This is a genomic window from Aureimonas ureilytica DSM 18598 = NBRC 106430 (assembly GCF_000382705.1).
GTDB lineage: Bacteria > Pseudomonadota > Alphaproteobacteria > Rhizobiales > Rhizobiaceae > Aureimonas > Aureimonas ureilytica.
Map to the genome: position 1 here is coordinate 380,157 of NZ_ARQE01000002.1, position 19,704 is coordinate 399,860.

The 19,704-nt window shown below is 69.0% G+C and carries 18 protein-coding genes and 1 pseudogene; 7 read left to right on the forward strand and 12 right to left on the reverse strand.

Annotation, left to right across the window (positions count from 1 at the left end):
* Window positions 1-34 precede the first annotated feature (34 nt).
* From B146_RS29730 to B146_RS0105595, 7 genes are all read right to left on the reverse strand, one after another.
* Window positions 35-373 carry a hypothetical protein gene (locus B146_RS29730; RefSeq protein WP_019995431.1) on the reverse strand — a complete coding sequence of 113 codons (339 nt, stop codon included), beginning with the start codon at window positions 371-373 and terminating at the stop codon, window positions 35-37.
* Between the two features lie 415 nt (window positions 374-788).
* Window positions 789-1,280, reverse strand: a complete 492-nt coding sequence (locus tag B146_RS0105570) for an FCD domain-containing protein (RefSeq protein ID WP_019995432.1) — start codon at window positions 1,278-1,280, stop codon at window positions 789-791.
* 54 nt (window positions 1,281-1,334) lie between these two features.
* Window positions 1,335-1,652: a GntR family transcriptional regulator gene (locus B146_RS30245; RefSeq protein ID WP_019995433.1), complete on the reverse strand. Its 318-nt coding sequence runs from the start codon at window positions 1,650-1,652 to the stop codon at window positions 1,335-1,337.
* Between the two features lie 250 nt (window positions 1,653-1,902).
* Entirely contained in the window at window positions 1,903-2,385 is a 483-nt protein-coding gene (locus tag B146_RS0105580) for a DUF892 family protein (protein ID WP_019995434.1), read from the reverse strand.
* A 302-nt stretch (window positions 2,386-2,687) separates the two neighbouring features.
* Window positions 2,688-3,365 carry an NADP-dependent oxidoreductase gene (locus B146_RS0105585; RefSeq protein ID WP_019995435.1) on the reverse strand — a complete coding sequence of 226 codons (678 nt, stop codon included), beginning with the start codon at window positions 3,363-3,365 and terminating at the stop codon, window positions 2,688-2,690.
* Between the two features lie 489 nt (window positions 3,366-3,854).
* The gene (locus B146_RS25125) at window positions 3,855-4,205 is read right to left on the reverse strand and encodes a cupin domain-containing protein (protein ID WP_019995436.1); all 351 of its coding nucleotides are present in this window, start codon (window positions 4,203-4,205) and stop codon (window positions 3,855-3,857) included.
* Between the two features lie 25 nt (window positions 4,206-4,230).
* Window positions 4,231-5,616: an NAD(P)/FAD-dependent oxidoreductase gene (locus B146_RS0105595; protein WP_019995437.1), complete on the reverse strand. Its 1,386-nt coding sequence runs from the start codon at window positions 5,614-5,616 to the stop codon at window positions 4,231-4,233.
* A 116-nt stretch (window positions 5,617-5,732) separates the two neighbouring features.
* On the opposite strand from B146_RS0105595, the gene B146_RS0105600 reads away from it, so the two are divergent.
* A complete protein-coding gene (locus B146_RS0105600; protein WP_019995438.1) occupies window positions 5,733-7,169 on the forward strand; it encodes a PucR family transcriptional regulator in 1,437 nt (478 codons plus the stop codon).
* Window positions 7,170-7,285: 116 nt separating this feature from the next.
* Window positions 7,286-8,680: an amino acid permease gene (locus B146_RS25130; protein WP_019995439.1), complete on the forward strand. Its 1,395-nt coding sequence runs from the start codon at window positions 7,286-7,288 to the stop codon at window positions 8,678-8,680.
* Between the two features lie 118 nt (window positions 8,681-8,798).
* On the opposite strand, the gene B146_RS0105610 is transcribed toward B146_RS25130, so the two are convergent.
* Window positions 8,799-9,680, reverse strand: a complete 882-nt coding sequence (locus tag B146_RS0105610) for a LysR family transcriptional regulator (RefSeq protein WP_019995440.1) — start codon at window positions 9,678-9,680, stop codon at window positions 8,799-8,801.
* Window positions 9,681-9,786: 106 nt separating this feature from the next.
* Between B146_RS0105610 and B146_RS0105615 the strand changes: the two genes are divergently transcribed.
* Window positions 9,787-10,758, forward strand: a complete 972-nt coding sequence (locus B146_RS0105615) for an NAD-dependent epimerase/dehydratase family protein (RefSeq protein WP_019995441.1) — start codon at window positions 9,787-9,789, stop codon at window positions 10,756-10,758.
* Between the two features lie 96 nt (window positions 10,759-10,854).
* Window positions 10,855-12,150 carry a serine hydrolase domain-containing protein gene (locus B146_RS0105620; protein WP_019995442.1) on the forward strand — a complete coding sequence of 432 codons (1,296 nt, stop codon included), beginning with the start codon at window positions 10,855-10,857 and terminating at the stop codon, window positions 12,148-12,150.
* Between the two features lie 89 nt (window positions 12,151-12,239).
* Here the strand turns inward: B146_RS0105620 and B146_RS0105625 are convergent, their stop codons facing one another.
* Window positions 12,240-13,124: a LysR substrate-binding domain-containing protein gene (locus B146_RS0105625; RefSeq protein WP_040408312.1), complete on the reverse strand. Its 885-nt coding sequence runs from the start codon at window positions 13,122-13,124 to the stop codon at window positions 12,240-12,242.
* Window positions 13,125-13,291: 167 nt separating this feature from the next.
* Between B146_RS0105625 and B146_RS0105630 the strand changes: the two genes are divergently transcribed.
* The 3 genes from B146_RS0105630 to B146_RS28915 all read left to right on the forward strand — a co-directional run bounded on the left by B146_RS0105630 (window position 13,292) and on the right by B146_RS28915 (window position 15,892).
* Window positions 13,292-14,452 (forward strand): MFS transporter, encoded by a 1,161-nt coding sequence (locus B146_RS0105630; RefSeq protein WP_019995444.1) that lies wholly within the window; start codon window positions 13,292-13,294, stop codon window positions 14,450-14,452.
* A gap of 91 nt (window positions 14,453-14,543) precedes the next feature.
* On the forward strand, window positions 14,544-15,578 hold the full coding sequence (locus B146_RS0105635; protein ID WP_019995445.1) for an alpha/beta hydrolase: 1,035 nt from the start codon (window positions 14,544-14,546) through the stop codon (window positions 15,576-15,578).
* Between the two features lie 146 nt (window positions 15,579-15,724).
* On the forward strand, window positions 15,725-15,892 hold the full coding sequence (locus B146_RS28915) for a hypothetical protein (protein WP_019995446.1): 168 nt from the start codon (window positions 15,725-15,727) through the stop codon (window positions 15,890-15,892).
* Here the strand turns inward: B146_RS28915 and B146_RS30250 are convergent.
* The 3 genes and pseudogenes from B146_RS30250 to B146_RS0105660 all read right to left on the reverse strand — a co-directional run.
* Window positions 15,856-16,908, reverse strand: a pseudogene (locus B146_RS30250) (MFS transporter); the annotation flags it as partial. The gene B146_RS28915 and the pseudogene B146_RS30250 sit on opposite strands and share 37 nt — an antisense overlap.
* A gap of 279 nt (window positions 16,909-17,187) precedes the next feature.
* On the reverse strand, window positions 17,188-18,297 hold the full coding sequence (gene ald, locus B146_RS0105655) for an alanine dehydrogenase (RefSeq protein WP_019995449.1): 1,110 nt from the start codon (window positions 18,295-18,297) through the stop codon (window positions 17,188-17,190).
* Window positions 18,298-18,367: 70 nt separating this feature from the next.
* Entirely contained in the window at window positions 18,368-19,693 is a 1,326-nt protein-coding gene (locus tag B146_RS0105660; RefSeq protein ID WP_026358359.1) for an omega-aminotransferase AptA, read from the reverse strand.
* Between the last annotated feature and the right edge of the window lie 11 nt (window positions 19,694-19,704).

Sequence of the window (19,704 nt, forward strand, 5' to 3'; positions counted from 1 at the left end):
CCTCTCCACCCTTCTCGGTCCTTCGCTCATGTCCTCAGATGGGCTGCCATCGCGGTGGCAGCATGATCACGAGGATCAAAAAGACGATCGGTCCGAAAGTCACCAGGAAGTGCACCCATCGGGCGGTGCGGGTGATCAGCAGCAGACGCGAGCGACCGTGCTTCCGCGCCCAACGCTCGGTGAGGGCACAAACCAGCAAGCTCGGTAGGTACAGAAGCGCCACGAGGAAGCCAACGAACCACCACGTATCCTCGGCCTTCGCCCCGGGAGGAGGCTCACCGATGAGACCCGTCATCCACGCGAAGAAGGCGAACGGGTAGGCGAGGACCATGACGTAGGGAACGACGTCTAGCGCTTCGACCAGGTTGCGCAAAACGTCCCGTGGTCGCCAGACGAACCGAGACAGCACCGAAACCCCTTCTGACGAATGCGACGGCAGCTATAGCCTTTTGCCAGCGGAAGGGGGCGGTCGCCTTTCCACCTCTTCGAGTTAGTCAGCCCTGTGAAAGCGGATGCGCCTGCAAGCTCTCCATCGGCTTTCGACCCACTATAGCCAACCGCTGCGCTCGGGAGCCATGCAGCTTGGCGGCGTTTGCGACCCAACGTCGGAATCTTCCGATGCGGTCCTAGGCTAGGCGGCATACCACTCGAACGGCCTGACGCTCGGTCTGCTCCGACGAGGTTGCATCACGTCCACGTCGATGCGCGGTCGACCGAGCTCCCCGGGTTCCGCCGCGTCGCAGCGTGATCCGCGCCATCACGCGGCGACCTAGATCCACCGGGGGCCGTCAATCCGCCGAAGGACGGCCTGCCGGGACAGGCTCCAAGTGGGACCGCATGAGTTCACCCGCCCTCCTCCGATCGTCGTCCAGCAGGGCGTCGAGGATGCCCACGTGTTGCAGGCATCGGATCTCGTCCCGGCCCCGGTCCTCGCGGTGGCCACAGTCGGCCAGGCTACGCAGGCTGATGAGTCGCTGAAGGGTCTGCACGTAGAACCGATTGCCCGACATCGCCATGACCTTGACGTGGAAGTCTGTCAGGTTCGACGAGACTTCCGCGCGGTCCATGGTGATAAGGCCCCGGTCCAGGACGAGGCTGTGCCGCGCCCGACATGCGCGGAGGGTCGGTTTGTCCACCTTGAACCCCGCAGAGAGGATGCCCGCGGGTTCGATCGTTCTGTGCGCCTCGAGGATCTCGCGACAAGCCTCCGTCTTGTCCCCGATCGCTGCGAGGCTCCAGCCGCGCCCGGCGCGGCGTTCGGCCCAGCCCTCACGTTCCATGCGCCCGAGGACACGCAGCGCGAGAGGCTTGGTGACGCCGTAGCGGCGGACGATCTAACTGACCGTCGCCGTCTCACCCAGGCCACCGTCGAGACGGTCGTCGCCGATGGATCGGTAGATTTGCTCCTCCCGCCCCGGCTCAAGCGCGTCGGTCGCGGCGGCCAAGATATCCAGCACGAAGTAGCCGCGGTTGGGACGATGCTCAAGGACCCCGCCCCTGGCCAGTTCCTCGAGCGCGGACCTGATCGGACCGCGGCTCGTACCGAGCGATGCAAAAGCACTCTCCGGTACGTGCCGACCGGGTTCGGCCCTCCGATGCCGAAGGGTCGCTAGGATCCGCTTGCAAAGCTCCGACCGAAGCTCGTTTTCCATTTCTTCGTCCAGTTCGCATGAGTTGCGGCGGAACGGTTGCCGGGTAGGGCCAGAGTTGCCGACGCAGCCTTGGTAACATACTGCCAGGACGAATTCCCGGCTGCGTCGTGGCACCGGGTAAGCATGCGATCAGAAGCGTACGACGTCACGACGGAACAAAACGGTCCCGCCAATCGGATGGCCTCGTCAGACAGAAGACGGGTCCATCGGGAAGCGACCGGGGACGGCGCTCATCCCCGGTCCTGAATGCTCAGGCGGCCTTCTGCATGATCTTGGCCGCCAGCTTGTTGTGGGCTTCGTCCGCCTGCTTGGCCTCGTCGACCGACGTCTTCATGTCCTGCGCCAGTTGGGTCATGCCGACACGCGAGGCGTAGCTCGCCATCGTCCCGAACGCGGCGATCCAGTAATGAAGCGCCATCTGGCCCGCAGCGATGATGCCGAGGTCGCGGGATTGGTCGTCCTCGGCTTTGGCCCGGATCTCCTTGCTGACGTCGTAGTGCGCCTGGAGGATCTGGTTCTCGATCCCCTCGATGCCGCCGATTTCGTCGATCGCCCGCTCCATGCGCCGCTTCCACTCCGTGGACGTCCGATTGCCCTCTTCGAGCGCGGCCTTGAGGTCCGGGTCACGGGCATCGCGCTGGATGTCCGCGGTGGCCTTCTCGGCGACCTTTCCCCCTGCCTTCATCGCGGCGAGACCCTGGGAGACGAGCGTCTTGATGGCTTGGTCCGACATGGTGAATCCTTTTGATGAGTCGTGGATACGACCGATCGAGGTCAAGCCCGTCGCTCCGGATGCGTTCCGGAACAACTCGTCACCCGGCTCGCCATTCCGCTTGCCCTTTTCCAGGCTTCATTCGCTTGGTGACCTAGTCCACAAGGCGGGACCGGGTGAGACTGCCGAAGCCCGAACCCGTTGGCGACATGGTGACGCGGCAGACCGGGACAACAACCCCGGTGCCTCCGGCCGAGGCTCGGAGCACCGACGCGAACGACGCTTCCAGACCTCCACGCCACTGGATCGACCGTTTGGAGCCGTCACTGTCGATCCACCATGCGCACGACGACCTTCCCCTTCGCGTGACCGCCTTCCAGATGGGCAAAGGCATCCTCGATCGCATCGAACGGCAAGACGCGGTCGACAACGGGTTCGAGCCGACCGCCGTCGATCATTCGGGCAAGCTCGGAAAGCTCCGCACCGCTCGGATGCATGAAGAGGTAGCGGTAGCGCGCCCCGTGCCGCTTCGCTTCTCGGCGTATGCCGAAGCTCGCGAACCAGAACAACGTTGCCAGAAGCGCACCGCGGTCGAGGTCCTTCCGGGCTGTCGTCGGCTCCGGCAGTCCGGCGACGGAGACGACCGTTCCACCCGGCTTCACCACGCCGAACGAGCGCTCCAGCGTTTCGCCGCCGAGGAGGTCGAAGACGCCGTCCATCTGGCGGACGTGGTCCTCGAAGTGTTGCGTGGTGTAGTCGACGACGACGTCAGCTCCGAGACGCTCGACCAGCGCGCGTCCGCGCGGCGAGGCCGTCGTCGTGACATGGGCGCCGAGTGCCTTGGCGATCTGGATGGCGAAGGTGCCGACTCCGCCCGCGCCGCCTGGGATGAACACCCGACTGCCGGACTTCAGCCCCAGTTCGTCGCGCAGCGCCTGAAGCGCCGTAAGCCCCGCCAGCGGCACGCCCGCCGCCGCATCGAAGTCGAGCGTTTCCGGCATCGTGGCTAGAAGCGTCTCCGGTACGACGCGCCGTGCCTCCCGCCCGACGGCCGACCGCTGCTCGAGTGTCGTTGGCTGGTCGCGCCCGGTCCGTCGTCCACGTTCACTCGATCCGGCCATGTTCGCCCCCGTTCACCGCATGCTCCGGCGGGGGTGCGCAACCGACAACATGGCGACGGACGAGGATGCTCGACGAAGTTTCCTCACGTGGCAACTCATCCCGAAGGAGGGTCCCCGACGGACGGCAGGCCGGACCCGTTCCGCTCCGAGGGGGCGCACTCGTCAGCCCACCAGCACCTTCTCGATGCGCTCGCCCACCCAGCACATCATCGTCACCGGCATCCAGTTGCCGATCAGCTCGCGGCCGGCGCCCCAGCTTCCGGCCGCCTAGGCGCCCCTGCCGTGGCGCCGCGCTCCATCTTGCCCGCGCGGGAAACCACCACGGCGTCGCGGACCATCGGCAGGGCGCTTGTCCGCTGCGGGACGTGCTCAATAGATGGCATACACCTTCCGAACCGTCTCGAGCACGTCCCAGCGGCCGCTCCATCCGGGCGGGAGGATCACGAGATCTCCGCCGCCGATCTCGACGACCGCCCCGGTGGTGTCGTCCGTCAGGCGGGCGCGGCCGGACAGGATGTAGGTGAACTCGGTGTCCGGGCGGTTCACTACGGGCCAGCCGCCCGGCTGGCATTCCCAGACGCCCAGGTTGCCCGTGGCATCCGGTGCCAACGTCTCCACGGCGATCTGGGGGTCGCCGCTGTCGGCCCCCGCGCGCTGGCCCGCCGCCTTGAGGTCGGCGCTTGCGAGCGACGCCTTCTTGACGACTGTCATCGTGGTCATGTCCGTCTCCTCGTGGTGTTCGCGCTCAGTGGGCGCCGGTCATCTTCTCGAGCAGGCCGGCGACCTTCGACGGCCTGTCGGTGAACCGCTCCTCCGCGTCGCCCGCAGCCGCGGCGGCGAGGCCGAGGTTCACGCCGAACCAGCGGAACGGCTCGCGCTCCCAAGACGGCGAGCGGTGGTTTACGATGGGCAGGCGCTCAAGGGCATCGTCGCGCCGGAATATGAGGTTGCGCAGGATCCGCCCGGCAAGGTTGCTCGTCGCCACGCCGTCCCCGACGTAGTTCCCGGCCCATCCCATTCCCGTCTCGGGGTCGTAACCGATGGAGGGGCACCAGTCCCGGGCCACGCCGAGCGCGCCGCCCCAGCGATGTGTGACCCGTACGTCGGCAAGCTGCGGGAAGAATTCCGTCAGGGTTTGGAAAACCTTGTGGTGGACGGAGTCCTTCGTGTCGAAGCCCGGGGCGATCCGCGAGTTGAAGTGGTAGGGCGCACCCCGCCCGCCGAACACCAACCGCCCCTCCTCCGTCACCTGGGCGTAGACACGGAGATGCCGCATGTCGTTGAAGGCCATGCGGTGGTCGAGGTTCAACGACGCCCGGAGGCCCGCATCGAGAGGCTCCGTCGCGAGGACCAACGAATAGAGCGGGATGACGGCGCGGCGCGCGCCGGGCTGCTGCGACGAGTAAGCCTCCGTCGCGCGGATCACGGTCCGCGCCCGAACGCTGCCGTTCGGCGTGGTGACGGCACCCGGCGCAATGTCCGTCACCGGAGTTCCATGGTAGATCCGTGCGCCGAGGCTTTCCACGGTTTCCGCAAGGCCTCGCACCAGCTTGCCGGGATGGATCGTCGCACAGTGGGGCGTGTACACCCCGCCGCGCACGTCGGTCGCGCCGACGCGTGTGACGGCCTCGTCGGCGCCGATGTAACGGACCTGGTCCGGCAACCCGAAGGCGACGCTGGAGCGGACTGCCGATTGCGCGCGCTCGGCCTGCGCCGCGCTCCGTGCCAGCGAGAGGAAGCCCTCCTTCGCGTAGTCGGCGTCGATGCCCTCCGCGGCCGTGACGCGCCCGATCTCGTCAACCGTCTCGTTCATGGCGGCCTGGAGGTCGAGGGCTGCGCCGCGGGAGGCGAACGACGCGACCTTCTCGAGCGAGATCGGGAAGATGGCGGACGCCCACCCCCCGTTCCGTCCCGAGGCGCCGAAACCGACGTGCTCGCGGTCGAGGAGCACGACGCGCAGGGCGGGGTCGTCCTTCAGCAGGTAGTAGGCGGTCCAGAGCCCGGTGTAACCGGCTCCGACGATGGCGACATCGGCCTCGACCGCCCCCTCGAGTGCCGCGCGCTGTTTCGCCGGCGCTTGCCACAGCGGGCGGTTGGGCAACCTCGAAAGCTCCTCCATGGCCTGCATCATTTCCTCCCTCGTCGTTGCCTCCAGGTAGCGGACGGCGGCGTGGGCGTTCCATCCTGAAGTTGTCGGACCACCCCGCCCGGACTATACGTTTGTCTAATCCAGCAACGGGAGCGGCCATGATCAGCGTGAGCGAACTTGCGGCGGCGTCGTCGCTAGGCCTCCGGTTTCGCGCCGGGGCGTCGGGCGGCCACCGTCTTGTCACCTGGGCGCATGCAGTCGACCTGCCGGATCCCTGGCGGTGGGTGTCGGCGGGGAACCTCGTCATGACGACGGGCGCCGGGATGCCTTCGGATCCCGACGAACAGGCGGCGTGGCTGGAGAGGCTCGCGAATACCAACGCCAGCGCCCTCGTCGTCGCCCGCAGCGAGGGATCCCCCGCCGTCACGGACGCGCTGCTCGCCATGGCCGACCGCCGGATGTTCCCCGTCCTCGAGGCGGACTTCGAGCTGGAGTTCGTCCGGCTCTCCCGCCGCGTGATCGAGAACGTGCTCCAGGGACAGAAAAACCGCTTCGAGGCGGGCGAGCGCCTCTTCCAGACCTACATCACGGCCTTGCGCGAGAGGCCCGACCTCCCGGGCCGCCTAGACTTCCTAGCCGCGAAACTCGGCGTGGGCCTCGAGATCCAGGACAACGCGACGGGGATGACGGTGGCGGGCTCCGGGCGCCCGGCAGATCAGGCTCTCGCGAAGGAGCGCATCTGGTTCTCGGGACGCGCCAAGGCGTCGCTCGTGGTCACCCGCCCCGACACCGGCACGCTGCGCGACCCCATGCTCACGCATGCCCTTGTCGGGCTTCTGGGCATCGAGCTCGAGCGCGCGATGATCACCCGCGACGAGGAGCGACGTGACGGCGAGGCGCTGCTGCGAAGCCTGTGCGCGGGCGAGACGGACATCCCCGCAGCCCGGACGACCCTAGAACGGCGAGGCCTCCGTGGCCCGCTGTCGTGCCTCGTCGTATCGGCCGGCCGCGACGGCGACTGGACAACGGCGGACGTGCATCTCGCGCCGGGGCTGGAGCGTCCCGCTGCCCTGTTCCTGCAATCGGACACCCTGACGGTTCTCGTCCCCGACGGAGGCGACCACGCCGAACGCCTGTGCGGGTTCCTCGGCGCGGGGACGCATGTCGGGGTCAGCGACCCGGTCTCGCCCGTCGCGGGCATCGGCGAGGCGCTGAGGCAGGCAAGGCTTGCCCTGTCGTCGGCGCGCGAGAACGGCTCGGCCGTCGTCCGCTACGCCGACGTCGAGTTCAATCCCGCGACCGGGCTGAGGTCATTGGCGGATGCCCGCACGCTGTTCGCGAGGTACCTGTCGCCCCTCGCCGACCACGACCGGAAGCACGGCGCCCAGCTCGTCGCCACGCTCACCGCCTTCCTCGACAACGACGCGAACTGGAAGGCGACCGCCGGGATCCTGGGCATCCACCGCCAAACGCTGGTCTACCGCTTGAAGCAGGTCGAACAGCTCACCGGCCTGCGCCCGAACTCCACGCTCGGCATCGCGCGCTTCTGGTCCGCGATCGAGGCCAGCCGGACGCTCGGCCTTCAGGACACCTGAGGGTTCAGACGATTGTATGATGCGGGTCGCGCGGTTGCGCAACCTTGCGGATGGTCCTGTCCGAACCCCGCTCCTACCGTCCACGCCGACATCGGCATCCTCGGGAGGAGAACAGCATGCCAACGCAGACCGAACACGACCCGCGGCTCAAACGCACCCTGAAAACCCGGCACATCAGCATGCTGGCCCTGGGAGGGGTCATCGGGGCCGGCCTGTTCGTCGGTTCCAGCGCCGTGATCAACATGGCGGGCCCGGGCGCCTTCATCGTCTACGCCATCACGGGCGTCATGGTCGCGCTCATCATGCGGATGCTCGGGGAGATGGCGGCCGCCCACCCGACGCCCGGTTCCTTCGTGGACTACGCGCGGATGGCCTACGGCAAGCCCGCGGGGTTCGTGACCGGATGGCTCTACTGGTACTTCTGGGTGATCGTGGTCGGCTTCGAGGCGGTCGTCGGCGGGCAGATCATCAACGGCTGGCTTCCCGCCCTTCCGGTGTGGGCGATCGCGCTGGGCCTGATGGTGGCCATGACGGGACTGAACGTCCTGTCCGTGTCGTCGTTCGGCGAGGCGGAGTACTGGTTCGCGGGCATCAAGGTGGCGGCGATCGTGGCCTTCCTCGCCATCGCGGCGGCGTACGTCTTCCACCTCTGGCCCGGCTCGACCGCGTCGTTCTCGAACCTGACGGCGCACGGAGGGTTCCTCCCGAACGGCATCGCCACCCTGTTCACGGGCGTCGTCGTCGTGATCTTCTCCATGACCGGGGTCGAGGTCGCGACGATCGCGGCGGCCGAGTCCGAGGAGCCGGGACGCAACGTCCGGCGCGCCGTGAACACGGTCATGGTGCGCATCCTCGTCTTCTTCGTCCTGTCGACCTTCCTGATCGTCGTCGCCCAGCCCTGGACCGAACTCGTCCCCGGCAAGTCGCCCTTCGTCGCGACGCTGGACCGGATCGGGATCCCGGGCGCCGGGACGATCCTCACGGCGGTCATCCTCGTGGCCGTCCTGTCGGTGCTGAACGCGGGCCTCTACACCTCGTCCCGCCTCCTGTTCGTCCTCAGCAACAACGACGAGGCTCCGCGGTGGATCTCGGCGGTCAACGACCGCGGGGTCCCCGTCCGCGGCGTCCTCGCGTCGACCGTCGTCGGCTACGCCTGCGTGGTCATCGCGGCCCTTTGGCCGGACACCGTGTTCATGTTCCTCCTCAACTCGTCGGGAGCGGTGTTCCTGTTCGTGTACCTGATGATCTGCGCGTCCCAGCTCAAGCTCCGCCCGCGTTGGGAACGGGAGGGAACGCTCCGGTTCCGCATGTGGGGCCACCCCTGGCTGCCGCTGCTGGTGACCGCGTCCATCATGGCCGTGCTCGCGAGCATGGCGTTCGACCCGAAGACCCAGGGCAGCCTTGCCCAGAGCGTCGTCGCGCTCCTCGTGTTCAGCCTCGCCTACGCCTGCGTGGCGTTCAAGCGATCCGGAAGGCGGGACGCGAACGAACTGGCCCTCAGGCGGTCCTGACCCGCCCCAGCGCGAAGGGGCGCCTCGCTCAACGGCTCGCTCGCCCCTTCGCCCCGTGCCCGGCAACGGGCGGCCCGACCTCGGCGGGCCGCCCGGAACCGAAACGACCCTCCGGCGGCTACGGCAAGGATCGGGCGACCTGCTCGATGAACATGCGCACCTTGGGCGTCAGGTATTTGCGCGAGGGGTACAGCGCCACCACGGGAGCGGGCTCGGGTTCCTCGTCCACCAGGACCCGCCGCAGCCTTCCTGCGGCAACCGCACCGCCCACCAGGAAGTCGGGCAACTGGCACAGTCCGAGACCGTCGCAGGCCGCTTGCGCCAGCGCTTCGCCGCTGTCGAATCGCACCCGGCCGCCCCCCGGGAGCGACACCTCGCGGCCCCCGCGGAAATGCCATGGCAGGGACCGACCGCGATGGACGTACTGCAAGCATGAATGGCGTTGCAGGCTGTCGACGTCGCCCGGCTCGCCATGTCGGGAAAGGTAGTCCGGCGACCCGCAGACACTGAGGCGGTATCGGGCGACGACGCGCGAGATGAGTTCGTCCTCGACGTCCCTTGCCCCGATCCGCAGCGCGAGGTCGTAGCCCTCGGCGAGGACGTCCGCCGCCCGGTCGCTGAAGCTCACTTCCGCCGCCACCTTCGGCCACCTTCGCAGGAAGTCGTTGAGGATCGGCAGGATCTTCGCCCGGCCGAAGCTGTCCGGCAGGGTCATGCGGAGGATGCCCTGCGGTTCGTCCCGGCGGCTGGCCAGATCGTCGACGGCGCCCTCGAGGTCCGCGATCGCTTGGCGGCACCGAACCCGGAAGGCATGCCCCTCGTCCGTGAGCGAGACGACCCTCGTCGTCCGCTGGAACAGCCGCGTCCCCGTCTCCGCCTCGAGTCGGCCGATCGCCTTGGCGACTGCCGAGCGGGTCAAGCCCAGTCTCGCAGCGGCCCGCGCGAAGCTCCCGGCGTCCGCAGCCGTGAGGAACACCCGGATGACGTTGAGATCGTCCATGTCCCTCCACCGATGAACCCGCCGCGCCTTGTTGGTGAACCGCGTTCGCCAATGGCTGGATTATATACCGCATTGAAACATCCCGGACGAGGAAGGAATTCACGTGATGGCCCACAAGACGGTGCTCGTGACCGGAGCGAACGGTTACATCGGGAACGCGGTGGCGAAGGCGTTCAGCCGCGCCGGCTGGAGGGTCTACGGGCTTGTCCGGCGCCCCGAGGCTGCCAACGACCTGGCCCGGCACGAGATCCATCCCGTCCTCGGATCCCCCGACGAGCTGTCGTTCCTGGACCGGACGGACGGCGTGGCGTTCGACGTCGTCGTGTCGAACACCGAGGACCGCAAGGACCCGAGGGGCCACTTGGCGAAGGTTGGCGCCATGCTCGACACGATCATGCGCCGTAGCACGGACGCGGGGATCGGCAGGCCGCTGGCGATGTTCTCCAGCGGTTGCAAGGACTACGGCATGATGGGCGAGAAGCACGGCGACGCCGGACTTGCACCGCACACGGAAGCCAGCCCGCTGAACCCTCCCGCCGTGCTGGTGCCGAGATGCGAGTTCGGGGCGAGGTTGCTCGACAAGTCGCGGACGCCCTACGACGCGATCGTCCTGCGCCCGACCATCGTCTACGGCCTGTCTTCCAGCCACTACGGCTCGTTGTTCGACCTCGCCGCCAAAAGCGACGGCGTCCTCAGGCTCGTCGCCGATCCGGACGCCGTGATGCACTCCTGCCACGTCGAGGACTGCGCCGAGGCCTACGTGAGGCTCGCGGAGCATCCGGAGCGCGCAGCGGTCGCGAACCAGGCCTTCAACATCTCGAACACGCGGTACGAGACGGCGCGCGAGATCGGCGAGGGGCTGGCCCGCAGCTACGGGTTGTCGCTTGAGTTCGTCGCGCCTGAGGACGGCGCGGGCAGCGATTTCGACTCCGTGCACGGCCTTGCCAACTTCTGGCAGTGGGTCGGCTCGGAAAAGATCCGTGCCGCCGCCGGGTGGAAGGAGAAGCGCGCGGCCTTCGCGGATGGGATCGCGGAGTACCGCCTAGCCTACGAGGCGACCGTTGTCCCCGGGAACTAGGGCGCCGTCCCTGACCGCGCGATCGCACATGGGGCGGATCGCCGTACCGAACGATGACATGGGCGGTCGCATCGGAGCGGCGACGGGAGAAGGCGGATGAAATCCATGGTGCGCCGCTTCGCGTCGGCCCGGCTGGCCACGTCGACATTCGCAGGCGCGGCGAGCGCCGGGGCTATGTCCGACGCCGGGGCCGTGGGGAAAAGTGCCGCCGACGCCGACGCGGCGGAGCGCTTCGCCCGCATCGACCGGGTCCTGCAAGCCTACGTCGACGAGGGCAGGATTGCCGGAGCGGTGTTGCAGGTCCTGCGAGACGGGCAAGAGGTGTATTCCGCGGCGGTCGGTTGGCGGGACAGGGAAGCGCGGGACCCGATCCGGAAGGACACCATCTTCCGCATCGCCTCGCAGACAAAGGCGCTCACCAGCGTCGCCGCGATGATGCTTGTGGAAGAAGGCAAGCTGCTGCTCACCGATCCCGTCGGCAAGCACCTTCCGGAATGGACGGCAACCTCCGTCGCCGTCCCCAGGCCAGACGGCGGATACGACGCGGTGCCCGCAGGGCGGGCGATCACCGTCCGCGACCTGATGACCCACACGTCCGGCATCCCGTACGGCCTCGGCCCTGCGGAGAGGGCTTGGCGGGATGCTGGCCTGCGCGGCTGGTACTGGGCAGACCGCGACGAGCCCGTGTCCTCGGCGGTCGCGCGCATGGCGGCACTGCCCATGGCCGCGCAACCGGGCGAGCAGTTCGTGTACGGTTACGGCACGGACGTCCTCGGGGTGATCGTCGAGAAGCTGAGCGGCAAGAGCCTCAGCGCGTTCCTCGACGAGCGCCTGATCCACCCCCTGGGCATGGCGGACACGGCGTTCCACCTTCCGCCCGCCAAGGCCGCCCGCCTCGCCACCGTCTACTCCGCGGACGCCGAAGGCATCCGCCGCGCTCCCGAACCGGGAGAGTGGCGTGACGGCAGCTATGTCGGCCAGGGACGCTACGGGGACAGTCCCCCGGCTGCCCTTTCGGGGGGCGCGGGGCTGCTGTCGACGGCCGCGGACTACGGTCGCTTCCTCGAGATGCTCCGACGCGGTGGCGAACTCGACGGTCGGCGCTACCTGAGCCGGAAGTCCGTCGAGCTGATGGTGAGCGACCATCTGGCCGACGCAGCCTACCTGCCGGGAATGGGGTTCGGTCTCGGGTTCGAGATCCGTACCGACGTCGGCAAGGCGGGAGAGCCCGGGTCGAAGGGCGAGTACGGCTGGAGTGGGGCCTACCACAGCGTCTACTGGGTCGATCCGGTCGAACGGCTTACGGTGGTCTACATGACCCAGCTCCTGCCCGCCGACGGGATCGACGACCACGGCAAGATCAGGGCGCTCGTCAACCAGGCACTGGACTGACGGTCCGCACGCCGTCTGCGGGCGATGCTCCGCCAACGGACCTTAGAACCCCGGCGTCGAGGTCCGGGATCGGCGCCTGGACCGCCGGGTCAGAGCGCCCCGGCGACGAAATCGACGAAGGCGCGTACCCGCGCGGGTGTGTTCGCCCCTCCCACGAACACCGCGTTGACCATCTGGACATCCACCGGGTTGAACTCCTCGAGGATCGGGACGAGGCGGCCGTCAGCGAGTTCGTCGGCGAAGCTGAAGGTCGCCACCCGCGCGATGCCCATGCCCAGGACCGCAAGCTGGCCAAGGGTGTCCCCGTTGTTCGCCTCCACGTTGCCCTTGACCGGAACGGAGACGCTCTCCCCGTCCACGCGGAACCGCCACGCCGTCTCGGAGCGGTGGAAGTTGTGGTTCAGGCAGTTGTGGCGCAGTAGGTCCTCCGGCACCTGCGGCGTGCCGAAGCGCGACAGGTAGTCGGGCGAGGCGACCACCACGCTGTGGCTGTCCTCGAGTTTGCGGACGGTCAGGGAGCTGTCGGGCAGCGGCCCGAACCGGATGGCCACGTCCGCCTGCCCGGCCGCGACGTTCACGACGGTGTCCGTCAGGTCCAGTTCGACCAGGATGTGCGGATAGAGCTCCGAGAAGGGCTTCAGCAACGGCACGATCCGCAGGCGGCCGTGGGAAAGCGACGCGCTCACGCGCAGGCGTCCCCTCGGGGCCCCCTGGTCGGAGATGCGCTGCTCGGCGTCGTCGAGGTCCGCGAGGATGCGCCGCGCGGTCTGGAGGTACGCCTGCCCCTCCGCCGTCAACGCAAGCGCGCGCGTCGACCTGAGGAGCAGGCGGACGCCCAGCCGCAACTCGATCCTGTCAATCGCGCGGCTGACCGCCGACGGGCTGAGTTGCAGGCTCCGCGCGGCGGCGGAGAAGCTGCCGTGTTCCGCGACCGTCGCGAAGACCGCGAGCTCCCGGGCCCGGTCAGCGCCCATGTCCGCCTTTGTCTCCAACGCAAAGCTCCTCGTGCCGGGGCTCGGCTTATCCCGCCCGGCCGACAATGTCATCTACGGACTGTTCCCTCAACGCATCGATGGGTGAGGCCGCGCCGCCGTTGGCGAAGTCGTCGCGCGCCCGTCCGGACAGATCAAGGACCAGTCAGATGAAGTCAAACCTGGGGCTGCTTGCCCTGGCGATCGGGGCCTTCGCGATCGGCGTAACCGAGTTCGCGCCGATGGGGCTGTTGCAGCTCATCGCCACCGACCTACAGGTATCCATCCCGCAAGCGGGACTGCTGGTCAGCGCCTACGCGCTCGGCGTCGTGGTCGGCGTCCCGATCATGATCCTCGCCACCGGGCGGATCCCCAAGCGGATGCTCCTGATCGGTCTCGCGGGCATCTTCACCGTCGGCAACCTCCTTTCCGCGCTGGCCGGCGGCTACGACATGCTCCTGTGGTCGCGCATCGTCACGTCCTTCAACCACGGCGCGTTCTTCGGGGTCGGATCGGTCGTCGCCGCCAGCCTCGTGCCCGAGCACAGGAAGGCCGCCGCGGTCGCCACGATGTTCTCCGGCCTCGCGATCGCCAACGTCGTCGGCGTCCCGCTCGCCTCGTGGGCGGGCGAGCATCTCGGCTGGCGCGCGTCCTTCTGGGGGATCACGGCGATCGGCGTCGTGACGATGATCGCGCTGCGCCTGACGCTCCCCTACCTTCCGGCCCCGAAGTCGGGCAACGTCGGCGCCGAGCTGCGGGTGCTTCGCCGCGGCAGCGTCCAGGTCGCCCTCCTCCTCACCGTCGTCGTGTCCAGCGCGCTGTTCACGGTGTTCACCTACATCGCCCCGATCCTGATCGAGGGCGCGGGCGCCTCGAACGCGTTCGTCACCGCGATGCTGGTCGTCTTCGGCGTGGGCCTGGCCATCGGGAACTGGATCGGCGGCAAGTTCGCGGACCGCTCCATCGAGAACACGATGATCGTCACCCTGGCCGCCCTCACCGTGATCCTGACAGCCTTCGCGTTCGTTCTCTCCAACACCGCGCTCCTCGCCTGTCTGGTGTTCCTGTGGGGCGTCGCCAGCTTCGCCCTGGTGCCCGCTTTGCAGGTCCGCGTGATGGTCGCCGCCGGCGACGCGCCGAACCTCGCGTCCGCCGCCAACATCGGCGCATTCAACCTCGGCAACGCGATCGGGGCCGGCGTCGGCGGAGCGGTCGTCGCGGCCGGCTGGGGCTACACGGGCGTCATCCTGGCGGGAGCGGCAACCGCGCTGGTCGGCCTCGGCATCGTGCTCGCCGCCCGGGGCACGGAGGGACAGCGCGTGACCGCGTAAGGCGGCCGCCGCCAAGCCCCCCGAACCGACGCAGTTCCGTCTCCGGGCGCCCGCCGAAGCGGGCGCCCTTCCCCGTCAAAGGATCAGATCCATGAACACGCTCCATCTCGTCGCTCCCGCATACCGCGACCTCGCCGCGGCCATGCCCGCCTTCCACTACGACCCCGCATCGGTCGCCGACCTCCGGCTTGGCCTTCTCCAGGCTTTCGGCGGGGTCTACGGCTCCCCCGACGCCGTGCCGAAGGAGGAGGTCCACATCGGCCGTGCCGACGGTGGCCTGCCGCTCGCGTCGCTCCCCTACCCCCCCGTAGGCGGCGCTGTCCGCGGAGCCGTGCTGGAGGAAGTCCACGTCGACCCCGCCGACGACGGCCTGCCGCTCCGGGCGCTCCTCTACCGTCCCGCGAGCGGCGCAGTCCGCGGGGCCGTCCTGCACGTGCACGGCGGCGGCTGGGTCGCCGGGAACGCCGACGCCTTCGCGGGTTTCTGCTCAGCCCTTGCCGACACCCATGGCCTCGTCGTCCTCTCGGTGGACTACCGCCTCGTTCCGGAGGCGAGCGGGAACGCCGCGCTCGACGACTGCTTCGCCGCGCTCGGCTGGCTGCGCGAGAGGGCCGGGTCTCTCGGTTTCGAGCCGGACAGCGTGGTCCTTTTGGGGGACAGCGCGGGCGGCAACCTTGCGGCGGGCACGGCCCTGCGCGCGAGGGACGCCGGGATCCCGATCAAGGCCCAGTTGCTGATCTACCCGGTGCTGGACGACCGGACGGGGACCGATGCCGCCGCCGTCCAGAACCCGGTCGCCGGCGAGTTCGGCGTAACGCGCTCGTACCTGCGCGAGATCTGGGACGCGAGGATGGAGGGCGTCTCGCTGGAGAAGCATGCCTACCTGGCCCCGGCACGGGCGGAAGACCTCGCCGGCCTGCCGCCCACGTTCCTGGCCGTCGGCAGCCTCGACATCCTGGTGGACGAGACGATCGACTACGCCGCCCGGCTCGGACGGGCCGGTGTGCCGTTCGAGCTCCATGTCTACGACGGCGTCTTCCACGGGTTCGACCTGTTCCCCGGTCCGGAGACCACGAGGTTCCGTGCCGACCTGGCGGCGGCCGTCGAAAGGCTGGCGACGACCTGAAACGGCTTCCCGGGGCGTGGCGCTCCGCAAGTTCGCGGACGCCTTGCCCCGGCCCGGACGGGTCCGGGCCGCAATCCGAGCGCACCGCCCGCACAAAGCCGAAACTTTCCCGTCTCCGTCCCGCCGAAGCCATCGAGACCATCGAGGTGACCGCGACCATCATGCAGGCCACCGTGACCATCGCCGCCGCGACGGAGAGCAAGGCCAGGGTCATGCTGGCGACGATGACGCCCACGGCGTTTGCGGTGCGCAGCAGCGCGAACGCCTCCGCCCGGCGACCCGGCGCAGCCAGTCCGTCCAGCGCCAGGGAGTAGTGTGTCGCGAGCGGTGCAAGGACCGAGCCGACCAGAACGGCCCCGGCCACCGTGCTCGCGACCGACGTGCCGAGCGCCGCTAGCACCGCCCCCAACGTCATCGTCGACAACTGTGCCACGACGGCTGTGGGCGACGCCCTTCGGTTGCGCACGCTTGTCCAGGTCCCGCCCTCGACCGAGGCAACGCAGAGGGGAACGGTGAAGAGGATGGCAAGCGCGGGCTCGTGACCGAACCGCAGGGCAAGGGCCACGGCGCCGATCTCGACCGCGGCCACGGCAGCCCCGCCGGCCGCAGCGCAGGCCAGCCAGAGGAGGATCGCCGGGCTGACCAAGGATCCGGCGGCATGCGGCACGCCTTCGGCTGGCGCGGCGTCGACGTCCGGCACCAGCAACGCAGGTGCCGCACCGATCAGCGCCATCGCGAGGACGGCCACGACCGGCGACAGGCTGCCGATCCCCGAGGCGGCGACCGGGGCGAGGACAAAGCACAGCTCGTTGAGCGTCGCAGAGATGCCGAGGGCCCGGGGCATTCCGCCGTCGTCCACGAGGCGGTTGAGAACGGCGCGGAGGTAACCGTGCGCGGCGCCGTTGACCGCTCCCGCCAAGGCTGCGACGGCGACGAGCCAGGGGAAGGCAGCTTCGAAAGTTGCGAGCAGCGCCACCGCGACGAGGGCCAGGGTTCGGCAGCCGAGGAGGATCCGAAGGAAGCGGGACGGCGGCAGGTTCCGACCGAGACGGGTGATCGGTACGGCCCCCGCCACCTGCGCCAGCGTCATGGCGAGGATCATGGCGGCACCGCCGCCGACATCCCCGGTCATCGCCAGGGCGAGCAGGGAGAACGCGATCGGCGCCGCAGCCTGTGGCAGGTTCAGGGTGGCGGCGGAACCGTACCATCGAAGCAGCCGCGCCCGGTCCGGGTCGCCCTCGCCCGACGGATCGTCGCCCGGACGGGCTTCGGTGGCGCAGGCATCAGCCATGGCACACCACCCGCGGCGTTTCCGTGTCGTCCCGGGCATTGCTGGTGTCGGCGGCCGGAACATGGTCCGACGGACGAAAGCCCATGCGAATCCTTTTCGACGCGGCGCTCATGGGTACCGTTCCTGCGATGCGTCGAGACGCAGAGTCTCGGGAGGAGGCGATGCGAACCCTCGCCTCGACGTCTCGGGTCGGCGCCCCACCTTGCCAGAAGCCGCATCGATATACGGAAACCGGCGCTGTCGGAACGGTCCCCGTTGCCTGCGTCAGCAGTCCTCTGCCGCCGTTTTCCGAGGACGCGAAGGATGGTGCCTCGGCGCCTACAGCAAGCTGTCGGCCTCGACGCTCTCCATGCCGTGCGCCTCCGCGACCGGGGCGCAGGTGACCTTCCCTTCGCATACGTTGAGACCGTTGCGCAGGTGCGGGTCGTCGCGCAGGGCCTGATTCCATCCCTTGTCGGCGAGCGCGACGATGAACGGCAGCGTCACGTTGCCGAGGGCGAAGGTGGAGGTGCGGGCCACCGCGCCCGGCATGTTGGCCACACAGTAGTGGACGACGCCGTCGACGACGTAGGTCGGATCGGCATGGGTCGTGGCGCGCGAGGTCTCGACACAGCCGCCCTGGTCGATGGCGACGTCGACGATGACGCTGCCGGGCTTCATGCCCCTCACCATTTCCCTGGTGACGAGCTTCGGCGCCGCCGCGCCGGGGATCAGCACCGTACCGATCACGAGGTCGGCCTCGCGGACGAGTTCCTCGATCGCCGAGCGGGTCGAGAACTGCGTGCGGATGGACGCGCCGAACTGCGTCGACAGCCGTTTCAGCGTTTCCGGCGAGCGGTCGACCACGGTGACGTGGGCGCCCATGCCGACGGCGATGGTGGCGGCATGCGTGCCGGACACGCCGCCGCCGAGCACGACGACGTTGGCGGCGGGAACGCCGGGAACGCCGCCGAGAAGGACGCCGCGGCCTCCCTGTGCCTTCTCCAGCGAATGCGCGCCGACCTGCGGCGCGAGCCGCCCGGCGACCTCGGACATCGGGACCAGCAGCGGCAACGAGCCGGCCGCCGAGGTCACGGTCTCGTAGGCGATGCAGACCGCGCCCGAGGCGATCAGGTCATTCGTCTGCTCGAGGTCGGGCGCGAGGTGCAGGTAGGTGAACAGGATCTGCCCGGGCCGAAGGCGCTTGCGCTCCTCCGCCAGCGGCTCCTTGACCTTCACGACCATGTCGGCGGCGAACACCTCGTCGAGGCTGGTGGCGACGGTCGCCACTGCCGCGCGGTAGTCGTCGTCCCCGAGACCGATTCCGGCCCCCGCCCCGCTCTCGACGACCACCTCGTGAGCGCGGTGTACGAGCTCGGCCACCGCTCCGGGCGTCATGCCGACGCGGAACTCGTTGTTCTTGATCTCTTTCGGCACCCCGACGCGCATGCGCTTCCTCCCGGTGGTCGCGGCTCCGGACCCGCGGGTGCGGGCCCGGTCGGTTCGGCGGCAGCGGCCCTTAGGCCGCCGCGGCGATGGACCTTCCCAGGACCTCGACGATCTGGCCGATCTGCCCCCGCTCGATGACGAGCGGCGGGGACAGGGCAATGATGTCGCCCGTCGTGCGGATGAGAAGACCCTTCTCGAAGCAGTCGACGAACACGTCGTAGGCGCGCGCGCCAACCGCGCCGTCGCGTGACTCCAGCTCGATGCCTGCGATGAGACCGATCGTGCGGATGTCGGTGACGTGGGGCAGGCCCTTCAGCGAGTGCATCGCCGCGTCCCATTCCGCCTGGATCTCCTTCGGGCGCGCGAACAGTCCCTCGCTCTCGTAGATGTCGAGCGTCGCGATGCCGGCCGCGCAGGCCGCCGGGTGGCCGGAATAGGTATAGCCGTGGAACAGCTCGATCGCGCCCTCCGGGCCCTGCATCAGGGCATCGTGCACCTTGCGGTTGGCGAAGACCGCACCCATCGGCAGCACGCCGTTGGTGAGGCCCTTGGCGGTGGTGAAGAGGTCGGGGACGACGCCGAAGTGGTCCGTGGCGAACGGCGAGCCCAGGCGCCCGAACCCGGTGATGACCTCGTCGAAGATGAGGAGGATGCCGTGCTTGTCGCAGATCGAGCGCAGGCGTTCGAGGTACCCCTTCGGCGGCGGCAGGACGCCCGTCGAGCCGGCGACGGGCTCGACGATGCAGGCCGCGATCGTCTCTGCGCCGTGCAGGGCGACGAGGCGCTCCAGGTCGTCGGCAAGCTCGGCCCCGTGTTCCGGCTGACCCTTCACGTAGCCGTTCCGGACGGGGTCGAAGGTGTGGCGCAGGTGGTCGGTGCCGGGGAGCTGCGGGAAGACGCGTCGGTTGTTCACGAGGCCGCCGACCGAGATGCCGCCGAAACCGACGCCGTGGTAGCCGCGCTCGCGCCCGATCAGGCGCGTCCGGGTCCCCTGCCCGATGGCGCGCTGGTAGGCGATCGCGATCTTCAGGGCGGTGTCGACGGACTCCGACCCCGATCCCGTGAAGAAGATGCGGTCGAGCTTGCCACCCTCAGGGCCCGGGGCGATCTTGGCGAGGCGCTCGGCGAACTCGAAGGCGATGGTGTGGCCCATCTGGAAGGACGGGGCGTAGTCCAGCGTCATGAGCTGGCGCTCGACGGCTTCCGCGATCTGGCGGCGGCCATGCCCGGCGTTCACGCACCAGAGGCCCGCGGTCCCGTCGAGGACCGTCCGGCCGTCGTCGGTGGTGTAGTGCATGCCGTGCGCGCCGACGAAAAGGCGGGGTGCCTTCTTGAACTGGCGGTTGGCGGTGAAGGGCATCCAGTAGCTCTCGAGGGACGGCTGGTTGGGGCGCATGGGATGTGTCC